Here is a 19768-nt window from a genome sequence, read left to right as displayed (position 1 = left end):
CGGTATGCGATGAATATTTTGGGATAATGGCATCAATCATGCGGGGTAAACCGGCTTCATGACAAAAAGCGGCGATAAGGCCAAGATGATCGAGACGTTTAATGGCAGGTACGGGTGTGGACATATTCGCTTTCCGGCAAATAAAAGTAATAGATCAAAATTGGCGATTACCGTCAACCCCACCGATGTCATCAATACAAAAAACCTGTGTAAGATCACACTATTTTTAAATCAGAAATACGGTGCGGAATGACGGATGAAAATAAAACATTTGAATATCAGACTGTATGGATAATATTCTTTTACTTATTGAATTAAATCTACCTTTTATATAAAAGATTTAATTACTCTTTACTCTCACTTTCAAATAATCATGGCAGTAAGACAAGAGAAGAATAATATCACCGATAGATATGTTAAATATGAAAATAAATAAGCTTTTTAAAATCACGTTATACCTTTTAAAATCGGGCATTAATAATGTGCTGATTTTTTTAACCTTTAGTTGAATCATTACCGATAAAAAGGCGGTTACGATCGCTAAAAAAGGAAATGCAAGTAAAAAGAGCAAGTGAATAATGTTAAAAACATGATGTACTTGCTCTTTTTTCCTGATTTTAAAACCACTCTGAAAGATAAAAATGGATTTTCTTAATACCTGTTTTATCACATTGGAATAAGGTGTAGTTAATTAACCCCAGTCACATAGTTATCTATGCTCCCGGGGATTCACTCCCTTACCGTCGCGATCCATCTTGAAATCCATTGGGTATAAATAATCACTAATATTATAGTCAATAAAGATATAATAACTTATGTGTTTTATTCATCTATATTAGTGAAAGTTGATAGCAAATATAAATTTAAAAAAACACCTTTATTGAGAATTTTTGTTTTTTTATTGAAGAATAAAAGGAATTTAGAATATTGTTCCCCGTAACAATTCAAATATAAGTTGTTTTTATTTTATACTGAAAACATTTATATGATTTTTTTATTTATAATATAGGACTAAATTTATTTGACAGTTTTGTATTTGATGACTATTGTTCTTCCCTGATTTGCGGATGTTATTTCAAACATAATAATATCTATAGTTATTATATGCATTTAATATAAATGGCATTTCGTGATATTGTTCAATTTGTTGTTTTTGTTATGAATTTTAATTTTCATAAATTAATTAACATGGGTGATTATATTTAATTGATAATAAATGAAACTATTTCTAATGTGATGATTTGTTATTGCATATTTGTTTTTAAATTTAGTGTAAATCTGAATGTGATTCGTCATTTTAATTGCTGATGAATGCAGGGTTATTTTTTTACAATTGATGTAAAGCAGTAAAAATATCCTCACTATAAGAGGGCGGTAATTATTTGTCCGTCGTTATTGACAACATATTTAAAATAAATTGGCCGCAGGCCATATAGGAGTAAATAAGTGAAATACGACTTTATTGTCGTTGGTTCAGGGGCAATTGCAGGTTCAATCGCCTATGAGCTGGCAAGCAGAAATCTTTCGGTTTGTAGGGTTGGAGAGACTGATCGAACTCATGCTGCTTCCAAAGCGGCGGGTGCAATGAATGGTTGTTTTGGCGAGATTACCAGTGGTTTATTAGCGAGTGAACACGGTAAGTTGAAATTGAATATGGATTGTATTTCCAAAGCGCTTTGGCCGGCCTGGGCGCAACGGTTAGCTGACGCTTCCGGTGATACCCGATCGCTGTTCACGGCTCAAGGCACTCACGTGATACTGAATACTGCCGGGATGGAAGAGATTGACAGTATCAATTATGACGCTATCGAACAAACCCTAAACGATTATGCGGCACCTTATGAAACCATTGATCCGCGTGAAATTGAGTGGTTAAAGCCCAACGATTTAGTGCGTCCGCTGCGTGCTTTGTACATCCCTGACGAACATGCGCTGAACTCGCATTTATTGCTGGAAAAGCTGGATGCGGCATTCGTGGCTGAGGGTGGAGTTCTTAAAGAAGAGAATGTTAAGTGTGTGTTGATTGAGGAGGGTTTAGCTACCGGTGTCGAATTGCTGAGTGGTGAACGTTTAATGGCAGATAAGGTCGTCGTGGCTGCTGGTGCACACTCGTTGGATCTGTTATCAAATATCCCTTCTATTGTTCGCCAGATTCCGCCAATCTTTGCCGGTTATGGGGTATCCATTCTGGTCAAGATGCCAAAAGGCAGAGAGTTGCCGACCTCGGTCATCCGTACCCCTAACCGGGCATTTGCCTGTGGGCTGCATTGTGTGCCACGTGGTGATGGTGTGCTGTATCTTGGCGCGACCAATATTCTGTCTGAAAAACCACGCAGTCAGGCACTGGTTTCTGATGTGCAGTTCTTGTTGGATTGTGCGTTAGATCAGTTGGATATTAACTTACATGATGCTGAGATCCTCTCAATTCAGGTTGGTAACCGGCCAATTCCTGCTGATGGGTTCCCGTTGATTGGTGAATGTGGCGTGAATGGTCTTTGGCTGGCGACCGGGACTTATCGCGATGGCTTACATCAGTCACCGTTATTAGCGGATTATATCGCCAACGCTTTGACGGGAATAGAAAATACACTCATTAATCTTGATGATTTCAATCCAGTTCGTCCTCCGTTGGTGGGTTTCTCCCGTGAAGTCATGGCTAAAGAGACCGCCCAACAAATGTTTGCTACCGGTTACGAATATCGTTGGGATATTAAACCTTACTGGCTGCCACTGCTGAATGAAGGGATGATGCGTAATTATCAGAACTTAATTGAGTCTCTTCACCCTCAATTCACGCCACCGCCAGAGTTGGTTGCCTTCTCTCATATTTATCAATCCATGCGTGAACGGTTACGTAGTTATTATGAGGCATGGTCATGAGTGTTTCGCTGAAAGATCAAGTTGTCATTGATAACGCCAGAAAATTACTGTCAGAAGCTGGCGTTTGGGATGTGGAAACCGATCTCACGTGCCTGATTGACCGTTATCTGGAAAGGCGCTGTCAAGATCGCGCCCGTGATGAATTTATGCTTGCGGTTCATGAACGCTGTAACCGGATACCCCTTGGGCATATTGTCGGTACTGCGGATTTTGATGGATTGCCTCTGACGGTGGGGACCGGGGTATTTATTCCGCGCCCTCATAGCCAGGTTATTCATAAATGGTTGGAGAATGAATATCAAACACCTCACGGGGCAGTGGTTCTGGACTTATGCTCCGGCAGTGGTGCCATCGGTCTAGCCATTGCTAAACGTCGCCCGGATTTAAAGGTCACTTGTGTCGAATATGATGATGTGGCTTTTCAATACCTGACACGCAATCTCTATCGGTTGGCGAATTGGGCGATTAAAGCCGATGCATTAAAAGCAGATTTACGGGATTGGCAAGCGTTTTCCCAATTTAACGGATCGGTGGCGTTGATTGTGGCTAATCCACCTTATGTGCCAGAACAGCAGGAGATATTGCCGGAATGGGAGGAGCATCATCCTTATGCGTCGGTGTATTCGGGGGATGATGGGCTTGATTTAACGCGGTTGATTATCAAACAAGCTAAACAGCTACTGCAATCAGAAGGTTGGTTGGTTATTGAACATGGTGAAAGTCAGGGAGAGAGTGTCAGAACATTATTTTCAGAGTCTGGCTTCTCCTCGGTACGAACCATTATCGATGAAGATATTTCTGACACAACGGGCAGTTCGGTAATCACTGTTGGTTGTAAGCGCATTTGAACTTAGATAGTTGGAATCTAAATAATGAATGTAAAACACAAGCAGGATTGGATGACAATTCGCCGGTCACGGACAACCGGCGCCTTAGCACAGGCTATCGATGAAGGTTTGACCAGTTTCACTGTAGTAGAACGCCAAGGTAAGCAAATTATTACAGAAGAAAGAAAAGTTTTTACTGAATTTGTTTCCTGTTCTTATTTAGGATTGGAACATCATCCTGCCTTAATCGAAGCGGCAAATCAGGCAATGGCTAAAACAGGGATACATTTGTCATCATCCCGTGGAGCGATGCGCCCGCAATATTTGGGGCAATTGGAGAAACTGCTGGAAGAGATTTATCCGGGGGGTGCCGTTGCGGTGTTTACTTCCACCAGTAATGTTCATCTTGGTGTATTGCCGTTATTGGGGAGTGGCTCTCTACCTAACTATCCTCTTTCCCGGCCTGTACATTGGTTGGTGGATAAAACTGCTCACGCTTCTATGCAGGTCTTACGCGGTATTCTCGAACAGTTCGGACCGGTATCGCGGGTTGATAGTGCTGATACGCAGTCAGTACAGCAAGCTTTGCAGAACTGTAAGGAGAATCAGCGGACGCCTATCCTGCTGATTGATGGTATTGGTTCAATGAATGGTTTAATTCCGGTTGCAGAATTAACGCGACAGTTGGCTGCTGCTGGAGGCTATGTCTATGTAGATGATGCTCACGGTATTTCCATTATGGGGCGTCATGGTGCGGGTTATGCCTTTGCTGCACTTGACCATATTTTGCCATCCAACCTCATACTGGCAGGTTCATTATCCAAAGCATTTGGTGGCGCCGGGGGTTTTGTGGTGGTTGCAGGTGCCGATGATGTCGAAGTGATTAGTACCTTAGCGAATCCTCTGGTTTTTGGTCATTCGATTATGGTGCCGATGTTGGCCGCTAACGTTGCCTCAGCAAGACTTCATCTCAGCCTTGAGATAGAAATCCGGCAGGAGCAGTTATGGAAAAACATTAATCTGTTTGATTCTCTGATGGAGAACAGTTTGATGAATGCGGGTGTGCAATCTCCCGTTCGCGGCGCTTTATTCGAAAATGAAGCGGAAGGGCTTGAAGCTGCTCGTTTGCTGCGTGATAACGGCATCTTATTATTCCCGGTATTTTATCCACTGGTCCCGGATGGCAATGCAATGTTACGCTTTGCTTTCTCTAGTGAGCATCAGGCAGGTGAAATCAAGCAGCTAGCAAATACCTTATTTGAAATAAGGGAAAAAGGGCTGAATTGGGTTGAGCCACAGGCTGTGGTTCCACAGGTGTAAATGACACCAGCTTATCGATATATAGATAATTGAAATGAATCAGTGACAAAGATCAAACATATGACTCAAGCAATAATAAATAAACAGGACATATTACAACCTTACAGGGAATCTCTGGATGTTATTAATATGCAGATTTTGGCACTGCTTTCTGAACGTATGAAAGTCTGCATGAAAATCGCTGAGGTAAAAGCAGAACAGGATATTCCGATGATGCAGCCACAACGTATTACCTCGTTATTGGATATGTTGCGGGATAAATCAACAGATTTTGGGTTACGGCCTGAATATACTGAATCAATATTTCAACTGGTTGTCGAAGAGACTTGCTGTCGAGAAGAAGAGTTGATTGACCAGTTGTTACACGAGAAAGTAAAGAATAATGAAAATACTGCTCATTGATAATTATGATTCCTTTACGCAAAACATTGCTCAATATCTGTATGAAGTGACGGGCAGTGTGCCGTCCGTCGTCACCAATTCTTTGACTTATGAAGAGTTAACGATAGACGAATATGATGCGGTAGTCCTTTCTCCAGGGCCAGGACATCCGGCTGAGAGCAGTGATTTTGGGGTCTGTGCTGAAGTTATTGCACGTGCCAAAGTGCCACTGTTGGGTATTTGTCTCGGTCATCAGGGGATTAACCTGGCATTTGGCGGCTTGGTAGGACATGCCCCCAATCCGGTACATGGCTATCGCAGTCGCATCAGGAACACCGGAGAAGGATTATTCCTCGGTTTGCCTGAACAGTTTGAAGTGGTCAGATATCACTCGTTGGTATGTACCCGGTTGCCCGACAATCTAAAATGTACTGCCTGGACTGATGATGGCTTAATCATGGCAATTGAGCACACTGAAAGGCCGATCTGGGGGGTTCAATTTCATCCTGAATCGATTGATTCTGAATATGGGCGTGAGCTACTCAGTAATTTCGTGCGGATAGCGGAGACGTATAAAGAGAATAATGAACAGGAAGTTACCGCTCAGAATATAGGTACTGATATCAATGAGGCTTATCTTGCAGTAGGTGGAAGACAAGATCTCAATCTGAATTATCGTGAATGTAAGGAGATAGTCGATCCTGAATCCTTGTTCATTCAACGTTATGGCAATGATACACACGCTTTCTGGCTTGATAGTGAAAATTCTGATAGACCCAATGCTCGCTTCTCAATGATGGGCAGCGGTAATGAACAGGGCGCGGTCAGACTTGAATACTGTGTACAGACGGAGAGTTTGCGTTTAACCGGTCCTGATGGCGAGAGGATTGTTCAGGGAGATTTTTTCTCACTGATGTCTGAATTGCTTGATAGGGTGGAAATTTTGATACCAAAATCGATGCCATTGGTATTTAAAGGCGGGTTTGTTGGTTATTTAGGATATGAATTAAAGGCGCTGACAATTGGCAACAACAAATACCGTTCAGAACATCCTGATGCCAGCTTAATATTTACTCCGCATTTTTTTGTATTCGATCATCAACAGAGTAAACTTTATGAATGTCTTATCACACCAGTAGGGCAGCCACATCATTGGTCACCGGAACTTTTGGTTACCATGGCAAAAAATACCGGTGAAGTGATACCTGACTTTATTCCTGGCGCTATCGATCAGAATAAAATTTGTCTGGAATATGGCGCTGAGAAGTATATGGCTGGAATCCATAAATCACTCCAATACATCACAGATGGCGAGTCCTATGAAATCTGTCTGACGAATAGGGCAAAGATGACCTATTCAGGACATCCATTGGACGCTTATCGGCGTATGCGTCATGCCAGTCCTGTACCTTATGGCGCTTATCTGGCATGTGGGAATTTTTCTGTACTCAGCGCATCACCAGAAACGTTTTTACGTATTGATGAGGCCAGAAATATTGAATCCAGACCGATTAAGGGGACCCGGCCACGCGGAAAAACGGCAGCCGATGATCAGCATTTGCAGATGGAATTGAGCCAGTCAACTAAGGACAGAGCAGAAAATCTGATGATAGTGGACTTGGTGCGCCATGATCTTAATCAGGTATGTCATCCAGGTAGTGTGCATGTACCTGAATTATTTAAAGTTGAGAGTTTTTCTTCTGTACATCAATTGGTTTCGACCATACGCGGTCAATTATGTGAAGAAACGTCATCCATAGAGGCTATCCGGGCATGTTTTCCAGGAGGATCAATGACCGGCGCGCCGAAGAAGCGCACGATGGAGATTATTGATGCTTTGGAGTCATCGGCTCGCGGTGTTTATTCTGGTGCGCTTGGATGGTTGTCTTTCAGTGGTGAAGTGGAATTGAGCATTGTGATACGTACCGCGGTATTACATCAAGAGTGTGCTGAATTCGGCATTGGGGGGGCAATTGTTGCTCACTCTGATCCTTATGGCGAATTTGAAGAGACATTGGTCAAAGCGAGTGTGCCATATTTCAGTTTTAGTCAGATGGCGGAGGAAGTGTGTGAGTAACCATAAAGTGGTCATTCTTGGTGGGCAAGGTGCTATTGGTTCTTTATTAGAGCGCCTTTTTACTCGCTGTGGTCACATTGTATACAGTGTTGACAAACGAACGCAGGGAGTGCGTTCTCATCACTATCATTCTCATTACTATCAGATTGATATCTTAAATCCGGCTGCTGAGGCTGGAGCGGTTTTGAGTGAGGCAAAGGCGGTCGTCTTTGCCTTACCGGAAGCGGTTGCCATACAAGCGTTGCCTTGGGTGTTATCTGCTATTGGTGATGATGTACAGATCGTGTCAACCTGTTCAGTTCAGGCCCCTTTCTATTCTGCATTAAGAGCTGCCGCCCCCGGGCAGCCTTTCATTGGTGTTAACCCGATGTTCTCGCCATCTTTGCCGGAGCAAAAAAGGCCAGTTGCAGTCATTCTCGATAACTGTCATGTTAGTGAACATTGGATTGAGCGGGTATTGATGCAGGCCGATATGCGTATCAGTAGGATGACACCGGAGGAACACGATCGGGTTATGGCGCTTTGTCAGGCTTTACCTCATGCCGCGATACTGATTTTTGGCTTGGTGTTGGCGAAAAGCCCGTTAGATATTCGTACCTTGGCAACTATTGCGCCACCGCCCATGCGTACAATGCTGGCGTTATTATCAAGGATCTTACGCAATCCAATAGAAGTGTACTGGGACGTTCAATATGAAAATCCGATGGCTGCCGAACCGCGTCAGGCGTTGCTGCATGCCATACAACAGTTAGATTCGATAGTACAGGCTGGCGATCAAACTGAATTTGGCTATAACCTCAGAGATATTGCGCAACAATTGGGGGAACAGCTTGATATCAGTGCGGCTGATTGCCAGCATATTTTTTCAACGCTTGAATAATATAGGAAAGGAGTTGAGGGGATGTCGTTAAATAGAGTTGCTGAGGCTAACGGGCGGGCAGGACTCAGAAATTGGCTGGGATTACTGATATTGATGTTACCCGTATTACTGGTGACTGTGGACAATACGATCTTAAGTTTTGCTTTACCAAAAATAGCTGAAGCTCTGGGACCCAGCGCGAGTCAGCAATTATGGATAATTGATGCTTATTCATTGGCATTGGCTGGTTTGCTGGTCTCAATGGGAAGTATTGGTGATCGTGTTGGTCATCGTTCATTACTGTTATTTGGATCTTTGGGATTCACGGTTATTTCGGTGTTCACGGCACTGTCAACTTCACCTGAACAATTGATTTTAGGGCGAGCCGTACTTGGGTTTTTTGGTGCGATGCTGATGCCTTCAACTTTGGCTTTGATCAGCGTTCTTTTTGAGGATCGTGAACAGCGTCGATTGGCTGTTGCTATCTGGGCGACAACATTAACTATCGGTTCGGCCGTCGGTCCTGTAGTGGGTGGTGTTCTATTACAATTCTTCGATTGGAGTTCAATTTTTCTATTGGCAGTACCAGTATTAGTGCCATTGTTGATCTTCGGACCGATGTTATTGCCAGAGTCCGATAAAAAACAGACGGGCATTATCGATGTGTATAGTGTTCTGTTATCGATCGTTGCTATGGTTGGTATTGTTTACGCGATTAAACACCTTGCTAGTGATGGGTTTGAAATAAGTGTAATACTCGAACTGTCGGTTGGTCTTATTGCTGGTGTGCTATTTGTTCGCCGACAACAGCGTCTGCCTGTGCCGTTGATGGATCTTTCTCTGTTCCGCAATGGTATGTTCACGGGTTCGATTATTGTTAACTTACTGAGTTTGGCATTGCTGGTTGGTTTTGTCTTTTTTGCCACACAGGTCTTGCAAATTGTGCTCGGTATGGAGCCGATTTTGGCTAGCCTGGCATTGGTTCCCGGGCAAATAATGGCAATTGTTATGGGTATGGCGATAGTGCCTATTGCTCAACGGGTTCCGGCTCATTATCTGGTGCCAATTTTGCTGAGTATTGCAGGTATTGCATTTCTTCTGGTCGCGAGTATCGGCAGTGATTTAGTCACTCTGATTGTTGCTTTCGCATTATTAGATATTAGTGTGGGGGCCATTGCTTCGGTGTCTAACGATTTGGTGCTTTCGTCAGTACCCTCCTCTAAAGCAGGGGCGGCATCATCAATAAGCGAAACGGCTTATGAAGTGGGTGTTGTACTTGGCACGACTATTCTGGGGGGATTGGTTACTGCTTTCTATCGTATAACATTGCAATTACCAAATGAGATCTCTCAGGAACAGACGGGATTAGCTTTAGAGACTTTAGCGGGGGCTTACGTTGTCGCGAACTCATTAGCTGAATCAGAGGGGCAGAAGCTGATGACAGCAGCGGCGGAATCATTCACCAGCGCTATTCATATGATGAGCTGGATGACCGTGGTATTGACCGCAGGAGTGGTATTGCTCGCTTGGCGTTTGCTGAAAGCTCCGCAGAAAGAACAAGTGCTTGAATATTGATAGTTTGACATGCAGCCATTGGAAATGGCTGCACTGCATCATGATAATTATTGATTTGGTTCTATACCTTATGGATTTCAAGATGCATCGCGACGGCAAGGGAGCGAATCCCCGGGAGCATAGAGAACTATGTGACCGGGGCGAGTGAGTGCAGCCAACAAAGAGGCAACTTGAAAGACGACGGGTATATTGTTTGATTCAGTTATTTTGATGTATTGCCTATTACTAAGGTTATTTTATTTACTTTTTTATCGGTCATTTAAGCGTTTATTTTCTTATTTTCATTTAAATCACATTCATAATTTTATTGTTTAATAATATCTATAGTTTTCTATTTTTCTGTGATTTTTTAAAAATATAATTATATTTATTGTTTTTATTTGTGTTTTCTAATAATACTCAATAAGATAAATATATACCCTATGGATTTCGAGGTGCATCGCGACGGCAAGGGAGCGAATCCCCGGGAGCATAGATAACTATGTGACCGGGGTGAGTGAGTGCAGCCAACAAAGAGGCAACTTGAAAGATAACGGGTATAGAATTGAAATTTTTAATTGGCTACTATTGAAAGATAGTGATGTATCACAGAAATATTTCCCATAATTAATGGAAAAAGTGGGAATTTATATTAATATTTTAAATTGCATAATTTCAATATTGCGTCTAATTGCTCTCTGTAAAGCGAATAAATACTTACCTAATTAATTCTCATCGTAATTATTTTTCTGGCCTACCTGTTGTTGAAGTGGCTGTATATTTTGCCAGAAAAATCGGTGCTTTCGTTATGGCTAATTTGGTGATTAGCCAGAGGCAAAATTTTGACTATCAGCAAATTAGAGACATAACCAGTAGTGATAGTAGTAGAGACTTTGGAACTTGGTTAGATGATATGAAGTTATTCTAAATGTATAAATTTAAACTCAGGAGAATTCTCATGGATAAAATAAGAACGGTTGCTGAGACTTTGGCAATATTATATCAGTATCATTATCCGTTTGGTCTGGAACGACAGCCGAAGCAACTAAAGACCTCGGATTTTGACGGTAAGGTAATATTCTCCAACGATCCAGAAACAGCGACTGTGCCACCGGCATTTTTTACGGTACAAACCATACAAGAGTTGAAAGCGCTTGGCGGTGTACCTGACAGTGAGTATGGTCCTGGAAAAATGGAACCCCATCATCCGTTACCGGAGCCGTTTTCTGCTGAACGACTAGCAAATGTCACTGGTAATCATATTGATCTGTGCAAAGCTTTTAGGGCCTATATCTATAGTGATTCTGCTTTAGTCAAAGATTATGAAGAAATACTTAATGCTAAGCGCTTCCCGATGAAGGTTGCGTTATACAGTGGTGAGAAAATGATTATCTCCTCCGATAATCCATTGGTTGTTGAAGATAAAGATGATTATGGTGAACCGGTTGTCTTGGTGTATGAGCAGATAATCATTGAACCGGGAGGTCAAATTATTTACCGCACTAATGGTCGAATCGAAGCTAACACTATTGTAGGGAATGAAAATACTGGAAAGGAGAATGTTGTCAATAGAGGCAGTAATGGCGCCGATGGTCTTGATGGTGCGCCAGGAAATCAAGGGGCTAATGGCAGTGATGGTAAAGATGGTAAAGATAGTAAAAATGGCTGCTTAATTAGCGCCACATCAGGTACTGATGGAGCCAGCGGTTCTGTCGGAGGATTAGGGGGGGATGGTGCAGCAGCTGGAAATGCGAATGACCTGACTATTACTACTAGTCAATCTTTTACTGGAACAGTAAATGCGGCAACGATAGGTGGTAACGGTGGTAACGGTGGAAGAGGCGGTCTTGGGGGGCGTGGGGGTAATGGGGGTAATGGGGGTAATTGGGGCAATGGAACAATCAAGTGGTGTCCTGCTGGGGCGGCAGGAAATGGGGGCACTGGAGGAAATGGAGGCAATGGAGGCAAGGGGGGTAAAGGTGGGGACAGTGGTAACATATATATTAATTACTCTGACGGTAGTCCAGTACTTCAGGTTGTGTCAATTAATGGTCTTGGTGGGGAAGGTGGGAAGGCCGGTTGGGGAGGAATAGGGGGTGAACCTGGAAATAGTACCAGAGTACTCGGTGTACATGGTTTGCAGGGAGACTATGGTAAAGATGGTCTTAAAGGAGAATTTGGAGATGACGGTAACACCGGCAAGATATATGTCAACGGTCATGAACGGGAATCTGATCGGAAACTTAATCGCTAGTGGTGCCGTGATCAGACGGGTCTGAACGACGATAAATAAGGGGAAATGGGGGCAGATCTTGGTTTTGCTTATGTTCAAGTAGTTTACATTATGAATTACTGAATACTTATTGGGGCTGGCCTTGCTGGTTGGCTTCGTTTTTTGCCACTCAGGTTTTACAAGTGTGCTGAGTATGAAGCCGATTTTGCATTGGTTCTTGGGTAAATTAATGGCGATTGTTATCGGCATGGCAATAGTGCTTGTTGCTCAATGTGATTTTTGAAAAATATAATCATGATTATATTCTTTTATTTGTATTTTCTAATAATACCTAATGAGACAAATATGAAATTGAAGCATTTAGTCAGTACTTATTAAAAGGTTGTGATGTATCACAGAAATATTCTCCTTAATTAATGAAAAAAGTGGGAAATTACATTAATATTTTAAATTGTGTCATTTAAATATCGCATTCAATCGCTTTCTGTAACGTGGATAAATACTTGCCTAATTTATTCTTATAGAAATTATTTTTCTGGCATACCCGTTGTTGAAATGCGTATATACCCTATGGATTTCAAAATGCATCGCGACGGCAAAGGAGTGAATCCCCGGGAGCATAGATAACGATGTGACCGGAGTGAGTGCAGCTAATAAAGAGGCAACTTGAAAGATGACGGGTATATACCTTATAGATTTCAAGATGCATCGCGACGGCAAGGGAGCGAATCCCCGGGAGCATAGATAACTATGTGACCGGGGTGAGAGAGTGCAGCCAACAAAGAGGCAACTTGAAAGATGACGGGTATAAATTTAAACTCTGGAGAATATCTATGGATAAAATAAGAACGGTTGCTGAAACTTTGGCAATATTACATCAAAATCATCATCTGATTGGTGTAGAACGGCAGCCAAAGCAACTTAAGACCTCGGATTTTGACGGCAAGGTAATATTCTCTAACGATCCGAAGACAGCGACTGTGCCACCTGCATTTTTTACGGTACAAACCATACAAGAGTTGAAGGCACTCGGCGGTATACCTGACAGTGAGTATGGCCCTGGCAAAATGGAACCTCATCATCCGTTACCTGAACCATTTTCTGCTGAACGACTGGCAAATGTCACGGGTTATCATATTGATTTGTGTAAAGCTTTTAGGGCCTATATGTATAGTAATTCTGCTTTAGTCAAAGATTATGAGGAAATGCTTAATGCTAAGCGTTTCCCAATAAAGATTGCGTTATACGTTGGCGAAAGAATCACTGTTACCGCAGATGCACCATTGTTTGTTGAAGATAAAGATGATTATGGCGAACCCGTTGTCTTGGTATATGACCAGATAATCATTGAACTGGGAGGTCAAATTATTTACCGCACTAATGGTAAGATCGAAGCTAATACTATTGTAGGGAACAGCAATAATGATAAAAAGCAGAGCATTATCAGTAAAGGCTCTGATGGAGGCGATGGTTTTGAAGGTGAACAGGGAAGTAATGGGGTTAATGGCAGCAATGGTAATATTGGTTCAGAGAATAAACATGGTTGCTCTGTTAAATCCACACCAGGTACTGATGCAACTGGCGGTTCTTCGGGAGCACAAGGGATGGATGGCAAAAGAGGTGGCAGTGCAAATGACGTAATTATTAATGTTGACATTTTTACTGGAGTAGTCAATGCGGCATCGATAGGTGGTAAGGGTGGAAAGGGTGGATATGGCGGTAATGGAGGGAATGGAGGGAATGGTGGAAATGGAGGAGCTGCAACAAATAAATGTAGTGCTGGATATGGAGGAAGGGGAGGGGATGGCGGTAATGGAGGAGATGGCGGTAATGGGGGTAACGGTGGGGACAGTGGTAACATATATATTAATTTCACTCAGGGTCAGCCAGTAATTAATGCTCTGTCATATAGAGGTGATGGCGGTAATGGAGGGGGCGGTGGTAGGGGAGGAATAGGCGGAGTAGGTGGCGTTGGTAGTAGAGGATTAAATGCTAATGGTTATCTTGGAGTATCTGGTGAAGCGGGTAATGATGGAGAATCCGGCAATGCAGGGACTTCTGGCAAGATATATGTTAACGGTAATGCACGGCAGCATAGTGATAATCAGACTTTAGACTGGCTTGAAGACTATAAATAAGCTGAAGTATAGCAACTGACCGCCTCTCCTGAAAAATTCACTTATTAGTTGAATCCAGCTTGCATAATTGGCGGTCTTATTTTTCTGTGCAAGCAATATTTAATTGTATACCCGTACTCATTGAAGATGCTTGATTTTACCCGAAATGGAGATCATTGTTCTCGCCATGAAAATATTTATTACATCAGAACAAAAAATCAAACTTGAACGTCTTCACGACATAACTCGTGATGGTCAAGAATGTAGCGTATTTAAAGGTTGAGTTTATTCGTGGAAAAATCCTCTTCTGGTAAAGAGAGTTATTTTCTACTTTTAATTTAAATTATATTCATAATTTCATAATTTCATTATTCAATAATATCTATGGGTTTATATCTTATGGTGATTTTTGAAAATACAATTATACTTGTTGTTTTTATTTGTATTTTATAATAATACTTCATGAGATAAGTATAAAATTGAAATTTAATTAGTATCTATTAAAAGGTAGTGGCGTATCACAGAAATATTTTCCATAATTAATGGAAAAAATGAGAAATGACGGGTATATATGTTAACGGCGAATTGCAAGAGTGCGATTAAAGAAAGTCTATTTCCATTTCCTAAACACAAACTGTTTGGAAACGAGTAGATTAAGAATAGTGAGATTATCGGGGTGAAATCTAAGGTTTTTCATCAAAACGACTGTCGTTCTGTCGTTAATTCAGTGCACCATAGGGTTAATGTGTGCACTGAATTTGTAGTGTAAAATTTTCGAGAAAAATTATTTCAACCAACCTTTCTTCTGTGCGATTTCCAATTGTGGCAGCAGATATTGCCACAATTCAGGATAGGTATTGGCAATAAATTTATTGCGGTTAATCACCTGCTCAAAACGAATATTATTTTCTACCCAACTCTGTCCTTTATTATGCAGATTCATCAGCATCGGCATTAGTCTATCCAGTGTAATGGCGAAACGGGCGTCTTGGCTTTCTCCTGCTTCATACTCTTGCCAAAGTGACATAAAATGATTTTTCTGTGGTTCGGGGAGTAAACCAAAAAGACGGTTGGCGGCTTTAACTTCTTGTTCATGAATAGCTTCACGAGCCGTCAAATCGTAAACCATCACATCACCCGCATCAATTTCTACGATATCGTGAATTAATGCCATCTGGATAACTCGTTGGATATCTACTTCTTGTGCATATGGCGCAAAACTCATGGCGGCGATAGCTAAATGCCAGCTATGTTCGGCTGAATTTTCCTGACGATGGTTATCCAGTAACTTAATTCGCCGCTGAACTTTCTTTAACTTATCCAACTCCATTAAAAAACCGACGATATTGGTAAAAGGGCCAAAATCAACGACAGATACTGCTAACGACATACAAACCTCATCTATTTTTCTTCGTTGAGAGAATAAGGCAGAGGCTGAATAGTGAGGGAATGCCCTTCATCGTCACGGACGCGGAATACACTATGACTTTCCATATCATTATTCATGACGACTTGTATCCAGATATTATCATTATTCAACTTAACGGCAGCCAAAATGGTACCCGTTCTCCGCCACTTATCTCCTAATTGCCATTCTAAATCATCTCCGGCCATCGGAATTTTAGAGGCACTGCCCGCCAGCCAGTACATGGCACGTTTATTTGCTCCACGGTATTTAGCACGGGCGACCATTTCCTGACCGGTATAACACCCTTTTTTAAAGCATATCCCCCCTGCCAATGCCTGAAGGTTAGTTGCTTGAGGAATAAATTGCGCACTATTTGCGGCATCAATGATTGGGAAGCCAGCTTCAATATCCAGAGCTAACCACTGTTCGCTGTTATTAAGCCGGGCTTGAAGTTTTTCTGTTAACTGTTCAGCGGTTGCGGTGTTTGTTACCAGAAGGAAACGTTCAGACGGCAAGGTAAAATGGAGTAGAGTAGTGGCTTCATGTGCAACGACAGCGTTATCAGCATCCGGCAAGGTTGGGAAGAGGCCGCTTAATGCTTGCCGACAGTTTTTACCTGCGACGCCTAGCAATACCGCATTTTCATCCTGTGCAAGAGCAATTTTAGAGAATATCGCATATTTTTTTAATTCTGTAAGCTGATTCTCCAGCACACTACGGCGCTCAATATAAGCAAGACTTTCACCACGATGGAAGAGGCGCAGATTACTCCACATTTTACCCTTTGCGTCACAGTGCGCACTAAGCACATGTTGATTTGCTGCAAGTGCAGAAATATCCGCTGTCACCTGACCTTGTAGATATTTTTCTGCATCCGGTCCAGTTGCTGTTACCAATCCCCAGTCATCCAGAGATATTAACGTCAGGGGAAGGATTGATGAAGACAATGGAGATTGTGAAGAAAACGGAGTTTTATAAGCCATGACACATCCTGCCAGTCAGATATTTGAGCCAATGATGCATAATGGTAAAAGAGCTGAAGCACAATGCAAGTAGTTATTATTGCTATTAGCTGGCATGATGCATCAGTTTGCCGGGCGACTCAATGGCTAATAGCGTTAAAACTAACAATGAGAATTAAAAAGGGGATTTTTTGAACATGGATATCGATAATAAAGCACGTATTCATTGGGCATGTCGGCGTGGAATGCGTGAGCTGGATATTTCAATTATGCCGTTTTTTAAGTATGAATATGACTTACTCAGTGATGATGATAAACGACTTTTTATTCGCTTGCTTGAATGTGCTGATCCTGATCTATTTAACTGGCTAATGAATCATGGACGTCCAGAAGATGAAGAGCTGTTTCGCATGATTAAACTTATTCAGAATAGAAATAAAGATCGTGGTCCTGTGGAAATGTGATCTCAGGGTATCTTGGCATACCCAGCTAATTTCTACCTGTGTTCATGGTGCAATAGCGCTTATCGTACTACTTGCTCCGTGGCCTGCGGATGACGCTATTTTCTGGATTTTCTGGCTTCCTTTGGTACTGTTGATTATTACCAGTTGGGGGCGTAGTCAGAAAAATATCCGTAAATCTCAAGGGCTTTTAGTTCTTCTCAGTGATAATAAGTTGCAATGGAAGAAGCATGAGTGGCAAATTATCCGGCGGCCGTGGTTGTGTCGTTATGGCATATTAATTACGGCTCAATCTTTTTATAACCAGAAAAAAATCTGTTTATGGGTCGCATCCGATGGTATGTCACAGGATGAATGGAGGAGTATTAATCAACTGTTGTTGCAATATCCTGATATCTGATTGAGCTGGAATTTCCCTGATTTAAAGTAGAGGCTCCATTTCTTGCAGGATTTGCATACACCATTGCGATAAACGATCATCAGTTTGTTCATACTGGTTTACGTCATCTAAAGCCAGCCCGACAAATTGTGAGCCATTATCCGTTAATGGTTTCGGGCTGGTAAACTCATAACCTTCAGTTGGCCAGAAGCCAATAAAATGCACGCCTGAAGGGCGTAAATGGTGATATAGCATCCCGAGAGCATCGAGGAACCAATCGCTGTAATCAATTTGATCCCCCATACCGTACATGGCGACAATTTTTCCCTGTAAATCGAGGGAAGAGATTTGATCCCAAATAACCAGCCAATCTTCCTGTAATTCGCCAAAATCCCATGTTGGGATGCCGAGAATCAGGACAGAATACGTTTCCATTAATTCAGGTGCTGTCTCTTTGATATTGTGAAGATCAATTAAATCTTCGCCAAGGATATCGCGGATTTTCTCTGCTACCATCTCGGTGTAACAGGTGCTGGAGCCGTAAAAAAGACCAATTTTCATCATTAATCATTATGGTTTTTGAATATCTGGATTGGCATTGTAACAGAATAATTGCTTTTTCAGGCATAATAGCCGACAGAGATGTACAGATTTAAGGAAAGTAATTCATGTCAAAACAACCAACTCAGTTGACTAATCCACTGATAGAGCAATTTCTTGATGCTATCTGGTTAGAACATGATCTTGCGGAAAATACGCTTGCTTCTTACCGGTTGGATTTGCAGGCATTGGATAATTGGTTGATACATCATGGCCATAGTTTATTATCTGTCCAGACGATAGATTTACACTCTTTTCTGGCAGAACGCGTGGATGGAGGGTATAAAGCCAGTAGTTCGGCGCGTTTACTCAGTTCCATGCGCCAATTGTTTCTCTATTTTTATCGGGAAAAAATGCGGGAAGATGATCCGACAGCACTTTTGTCTGCACCGAAATTACCAAAGCGATTGCCTAAAGATTTAAGTGAAAAGCAGGTAGAAGATCTACTTAATGCGCCTTGTACAGATCAGCCGGTGGAGTTAAGGGATAAAGCCATGCTTGAAGTGCTTTATGCCTGTGGTTTGCGGGTATCTGAGTTAGTGGGATTGACACTTTCCGATGTCAGTTTACGTCAAGGCGTGGTGAGAGTGATTGGTAAAGGGAATAAAGAACGGTTAGTGCCTTTAGGGGAAGAAGCAATTTATTGGCTAGAGAATTATCTGGAATATGGGAGAGTTGGGTTGCTAAATGGTGCAACGTTGGATGTCCTTTTTCCTAGCAACCGAGGGCGACAAATGACCCGACAGACATTTTGGTATCGTATTAAACATTATGCGCTGTTGGCTGGAATCGATACTGGACGGCTATCTCCTCATGTTTTACGTCATGCATTTGCCACGCATTTGCTTAATCATGGCGCTGATTTGCGAGTTGTGCAGATGTTATTGGGGCATAGTGATCTATCTACAACACAAATATATACTCATGTAGCAACAGAACGGCTCAAATTGCTACATCAACAACATCATCCGCGTGGGTGAGCACGGATTTAAAGGAACTGAAAATGAAAAAAAGCGTGTTATGTTTCCCTCTTTTGCTGGCCTGGTTTAGTGGAAATGCGCTTGCTGATGATGGTGCTGTCCATAGAACAATGCAAAAACTAGGGATAAAAGCAGAAAGTATCCAGCCATCACCTATCGTTGGTTTAAATACGGTAGTGACTGAGCAAGGTATCATTTATCTATCTGATGACGGGAAATATTTATTACAAGGGCCAATTTATGATGTTAGTGGTAGCGCTCCTGTGAATGTCAGTAATCAATTATTGATGAAAAAGCTGGAAGCCATGACAGATCAAATGATCATCTATAAAGCGCCGGAAGAGAAGCATGTCGTTACCGTTTTCACGGATATTACCTGTGGTTACTGCCATAAATTGCATGAAAACATGAAAGAGTACAATAAACTGGGTATTACTGTGCGCTATCTGGCATTCCCTCGTCAGGGTATGCAGCACCAATCTGCTAAAGATATGCAATCTATCTGGTGTAGTGCAACACCGCAGAAATCATTAGATGCTGCGTTTAAAAATGAAGATGTTTCGCCAATTAAGAGCTGTAAGGTGGATATTGCTAACCAGTACAAATTGGGTCTCCAGTTTGGTGTGCAGGGAACGCCGGCAATTGTCCTTAAGGATGGCAGCCTGTTAGGTGGATATATGCCACCAGAGGCTTTGGCAGCGGCACTGGCGCAACGTGGTAAATAAGTTTA

General features: G+C 42.1%; 17 protein-coding genes. 13 read left to right on the top strand and 4 right to left on the bottom strand.

Features of this window, described 5'->3' with window-relative positions; all coding sequences use genetic code 11:
* Nucleotides 1-124, bottom strand: a 124-nt coding sequence (locus SLS51_RS10335) for a DUF4277 domain-containing protein (protein ID WP_229008984.1), incomplete at its 3' end; no start/stop codon positions are given.
* Nucleotides 125-1446: 1322 nt separating this feature from the next.
* Between SLS51_RS10335 and SLS51_RS10330 the strand changes: the two genes are divergently transcribed.
* The 9 genes from SLS51_RS10330 (at nucleotide 1447) to SLS51_RS10290 (ending at nucleotide 14269) form a co-directional block, all read left to right on the top strand.
* A complete protein-coding gene (locus tag SLS51_RS10330) occupies nucleotides 1447-2880 on the top strand; it encodes an NAD(P)/FAD-dependent oxidoreductase (RefSeq protein ID WP_323838000.1) in 1434 nt (477 codons plus the stop codon).
* Complete coding sequence (locus SLS51_RS10325) at nucleotides 2877-3728, top strand: HemK/PrmC family methyltransferase (protein WP_323837998.1); 852 nt, start codon at nucleotides 2877-2879, stop codon at nucleotides 3726-3728. The genes SLS51_RS10330 and SLS51_RS10325 overlap by 4 nt, the downstream gene beginning before the upstream one ends.
* Before the next feature lie 24 nt (nucleotides 3729-3752).
* On the top strand, nucleotides 3753-5027 hold the full coding sequence (locus SLS51_RS10320) for an 8-amino-7-oxononanoate synthase family protein (RefSeq protein ID WP_323837996.1): 1275 nt from the start codon (nucleotides 3753-3755) through the stop codon (nucleotides 5025-5027).
* 60 nt (nucleotides 5028-5087) lie between these two features.
* Nucleotides 5088-5429 carry a chorismate mutase gene (locus SLS51_RS10315; protein ID WP_323837993.1) on the top strand — a complete coding sequence of 114 codons (342 nt, stop codon included), beginning with the start codon at nucleotides 5088-5090 and terminating at the stop codon, nucleotides 5427-5429.
* A complete protein-coding gene (gene pabB, locus SLS51_RS10310; protein WP_323837991.1) occupies nucleotides 5410-7485 on the top strand; it encodes an aminodeoxychorismate synthase component I in 2076 nt (691 codons plus the stop codon). The genes SLS51_RS10315 and pabB overlap by 20 nt, the downstream gene beginning before the upstream one ends.
* The gene (locus tag SLS51_RS10305) at nucleotides 7478-8365 is read left to right on the top strand and encodes a prephenate dehydrogenase dimerization domain-containing protein (RefSeq protein ID WP_323837989.1); all 888 of its coding nucleotides are present in this window, start codon (nucleotides 7478-7480) and stop codon (nucleotides 8363-8365) included. The genes pabB and SLS51_RS10305 overlap by 8 nt, the downstream gene beginning before the upstream one ends.
* Before the next feature lie 21 nt (nucleotides 8366-8386).
* Nucleotides 8387-9919: an MFS transporter gene (locus tag SLS51_RS10300; protein ID WP_323837987.1), complete on the top strand. Its 1533-nt coding sequence runs from the start codon at nucleotides 8387-8389 to the stop codon at nucleotides 9917-9919.
* A 937-nt stretch (nucleotides 9920-10856) separates the two neighbouring features.
* Complete coding sequence (locus tag SLS51_RS10295) at nucleotides 10857-12152, top strand: hypothetical protein (RefSeq protein WP_323837985.1); 1296 nt, start codon at nucleotides 10857-10859, stop codon at nucleotides 12150-12152.
* An 812-nt stretch (nucleotides 12153-12964) separates the two neighbouring features.
* The gene (locus SLS51_RS10290) at nucleotides 12965-14269 is read left to right on the top strand and encodes a hypothetical protein (RefSeq protein WP_323837983.1); all 1305 of its coding nucleotides are present in this window, start codon (nucleotides 12965-12967) and stop codon (nucleotides 14267-14269) included.
* Nucleotides 14270-15032: 763 nt separating this feature from the next.
* On the opposite strand, the gene SLS51_RS10285 is transcribed toward SLS51_RS10290, so the two are convergent.
* Together SLS51_RS10285 and ygfZ are read right to left on the bottom strand one after the other, a co-directional pair.
* A complete protein-coding gene (locus SLS51_RS10285) occupies nucleotides 15033-15638 on the bottom strand; it encodes an HD domain-containing protein (protein WP_323837981.1) in 606 nt (201 codons plus the stop codon).
* Nucleotides 15639-15649: 11 nt separating this feature from the next.
* Nucleotides 15650-16639: a tRNA-modifying protein YgfZ gene (gene ygfZ / locus SLS51_RS10280; protein ID WP_323837979.1), complete on the bottom strand. Its 990-nt coding sequence runs from the start codon at nucleotides 16637-16639 to the stop codon at nucleotides 15650-15652.
* A 176-nt stretch (nucleotides 16640-16815) separates the two neighbouring features.
* Between ygfZ and sdhE the strand changes: the two genes are divergently transcribed.
* Nucleotides 16816-17082 (top strand): FAD assembly factor SdhE, encoded by a 267-nt coding sequence (sdhE, locus tag SLS51_RS10275; RefSeq protein WP_323837977.1) that lies wholly within the window; start codon nucleotides 16816-16818, stop codon nucleotides 17080-17082.
* Nucleotides 17063-17479 (top strand): protein YgfX, encoded by a 417-nt coding sequence (locus SLS51_RS10270; protein WP_323837975.1) that lies wholly within the window; start codon nucleotides 17063-17065, stop codon nucleotides 17477-17479. Before sdhE ends, SLS51_RS10270 begins: the two co-directional genes overlap by 20 nt.
* A gap of 21 nt (nucleotides 17480-17500) precedes the next feature.
* Here the strand turns inward: SLS51_RS10270 and fldB are convergent, their stop codons facing one another.
* Nucleotides 17501-18019, bottom strand: a complete 519-nt coding sequence (gene fldB, locus SLS51_RS10265) for a flavodoxin FldB (RefSeq protein WP_323838006.1) — start codon at nucleotides 18017-18019, stop codon at nucleotides 17501-17503.
* 107 nt (nucleotides 18020-18126) lie between these two features.
* Between fldB and xerD the strand changes: the two genes are divergently transcribed.
* Entirely contained in the window at nucleotides 18127-19038 is a 912-nt protein-coding gene (gene xerD, locus SLS51_RS10260; protein WP_323837973.1) for a site-specific tyrosine recombinase XerD, read from the top strand.
* Between the two features lie 23 nt (nucleotides 19039-19061).
* Nucleotides 19062-19763: a bifunctional protein-disulfide isomerase/oxidoreductase DsbC gene (gene dsbC / locus SLS51_RS10255; RefSeq protein ID WP_323837971.1), complete on the top strand. Its 702-nt coding sequence runs from the start codon at nucleotides 19062-19064 to the stop codon at nucleotides 19761-19763.
* Nucleotides 19764-19768 lie beyond the last annotated feature (5 nt).

The organism is Photorhabdus africana (assembly GCF_035181445.1).
Taxonomy (GTDB): domain Bacteria; phylum Pseudomonadota; class Gammaproteobacteria; order Enterobacterales; family Enterobacteriaceae; genus Photorhabdus; species Photorhabdus laumondii.
This window is presented reverse-complemented; position numbering and strand designations above follow the sequence as displayed.